Genomic DNA, 1,596 nt, shown 5'->3' with positions numbered 1-1,596 from the left:
GCGTTCAGGGCTTTCTGGCCGAGCCGACGGATGGCGGGGGCCCCTTCCCGGCCGTCGTACTCGGCCACGAGCGCTACGGTCTGGTTCAGCACACGCTTGATCTCGCGGCGAAATTCGCGCGCGACGGATATGTCTGCATTGCCCCTGACCTCTTTTCACGCTGGGAGGGCGATAAGGCAAAGCTTAATCGCGGCGAAGTCCAAGTTCCGATTTCCGACAACGACATCAAGTCCTACATGAGCGACGGTCTCGACTTTCTGCTCAAGCATCCGAAGGTCGATCCGAACCGCGTGGCCGCAATGGGCGTCTGTCAGAGCGGCTCGTTCCCCCTCCTCCTCAACAGCATCCGTTCGGAAGTCATCGCAAACGTCGTGGTCTATGGGGGCGCGCAGATCGCCGAATATACGGCTAAGCCTCCGATCCGGCACGAGACCTATGAACAGATCGTCAGCCGCATCACCGCACCTGTCATCGGCATCTGGGGCGAGGACGACTTCGTCGTATCGATCAACGATGTGCGCAAGTTGCGCGCCGTCCTCGAGGATCATCGCAAGACATACGAATTCACGCTGTTTCGCGACATGCCGCATGGCTGGATGAATGACACCATGCCGGGCCGCTATCGGCCGAAGGAGACCGCGAAGGTCTGGGCCATGATTCTGGATTTCCTGAAACGGGCACAGAACGGCGCCTTTCCGCCCGATCGCATGCTGTGGAAATTCGAGTCCGATGCCGCGGTCAGCTACGACTTCACCAAGAAAGTGCGCCTTGCCTAGATCAATTTGGGACTAACTGCCGGACAGGTGCGTGAGCGTGTTCGTAAGATCGCAGGCCCTCAGGTAAACGACCCCACGGGAGGACAATATGCTGAAATCGATCTTGAGTTGGCTCTGTGGAGCCGCGATCGGCCTCGCACTACAGGGGGCGGCGGCCCAGACGATATCTGTCGGCGGAGTCGGCTCAGGATCGCCAATCCATTGGCCGATCTATATTGCCAACGCGAAGGGTTTTTATCGCCAGCTCGGCGTCGAGGTTACGTACACGCCTATTGCCTCAAGCGCCAATGTCGTCCAACAGGCCGTGGCCGGATCGCTCGATATCGCCGTCAGCGGCCCCGGCGATGCGCTGCGCGCAATCAATCAGGGCGCGCCGCTGACACTGCTGCGGGTTGAAGTGGGGCCGTCGGGCTACGAAATATTCGCCAAGAAATCCATCAAGACTGTCGCGGAGCTGCGCGGCAAACTCATCATGATTGGGGGCGCGAAGGACATTACCCGCTACTACATAGAAGCGCTTCTTCGTCGCAGCGGCCTCAAGCCTGGTGATTATGACTACATCTACGCCGGCGCCACTTCTCAACGCTACGCCGCGCTTGCGTCAGGCTCAATCGATGCCACCATACTGACAGCGCCATTCAATTTCACCGCGCGCGAAAACTACACGGACTTTGGACCGCCGCCGCCCGAGACCGAGCGGGTTCCTTTTGCCGTTTTCACTCTGCGCCCCGCGTGGGCGCGGCAGCATGCGGCGGAGGTAAAAAAGTTTTTGGATGGCTTCCGACAAGGAGTCGATTACTTCTACGACCCGAAAAATGCC

The 1,596-nt window shown here is 59.4% G+C and carries 2 protein-coding genes; both read left to right on the top strand.

Translation table 11 applies throughout. The features are described 5' to 3' along the window. A partial coding sequence (locus tag WB528_RS25075) for a dienelactone hydrolase family protein (RefSeq protein ID WP_423891765.1) occupies positions 1 to 776 on the top strand: 776 nt, incomplete at its 5' end. Positions 777 to 864: 88 nt separating this feature from the next. Next, on the top strand, positions 865 to 1,596 hold a 732-nt coding region (locus WB528_RS25070), incomplete at its 3' end, for an ABC transporter substrate-binding protein (RefSeq protein ID WP_423891764.1).

The organism is Bradyrhizobium sp., assembly GCF_049586575.1.
Lineage (GTDB): Bacteria > Pseudomonadota > Alphaproteobacteria > Rhizobiales > Xanthobacteraceae > Bradyrhizobium.
Note: the sequence above shows the minus strand (reverse complement) of the source record. Positions and strands in the feature narration are given on the sequence as shown.